Below are 371 nucleotides of genomic sequence, written 5' to 3'. Positions count from 1 at the left end.
TGTGATGTGGCCCTGGTCGACATCCGCATGCCGCACATGGACGGTCTGGCCGCCACCCGGGCCCTGCTGGCACTCCCCGCCCCGCCGGCCGTGGTGATCCTGACGACGTTCCGACTGGACGAGTACGTGGCGGAGGCCGTGCAGGCGGGCGCCGCGGGGTTCCTGCTCAAGGACACCCCGCCCACCGAACTGGTTCGTGCGGTGCACACCGTGGCGGGCGGCGATGCGATGCTCTCCCCCGAGGTGACCCGGCAGCTCCTGGACACGGTGCGCCGCGGACAGCACACCGTCAGCGCGGACGAGCGCACGAGGCTGGCTTCGCTGACACCACGCGAACGGGAGGTCCTGGTCCTCCTCGCCCAGGGCATGTC

1 protein-coding gene is annotated in these 371 nt (G+C 71.7%); it reads left to right on the top strand.

Annotated elements, in window-relative coordinates:
- A partial coding sequence (locus tag AC1DYK_RS36255) for a response regulator (RefSeq protein WP_478170667.1) occupies positions 1–371 on the top strand: 371 nt, incomplete at both ends.

This window comes from Variovorax sp. P2_H12 (genome assembly GCF_056403395.1).
This window is presented reverse-complemented; position numbering and strand designations above follow the sequence as displayed.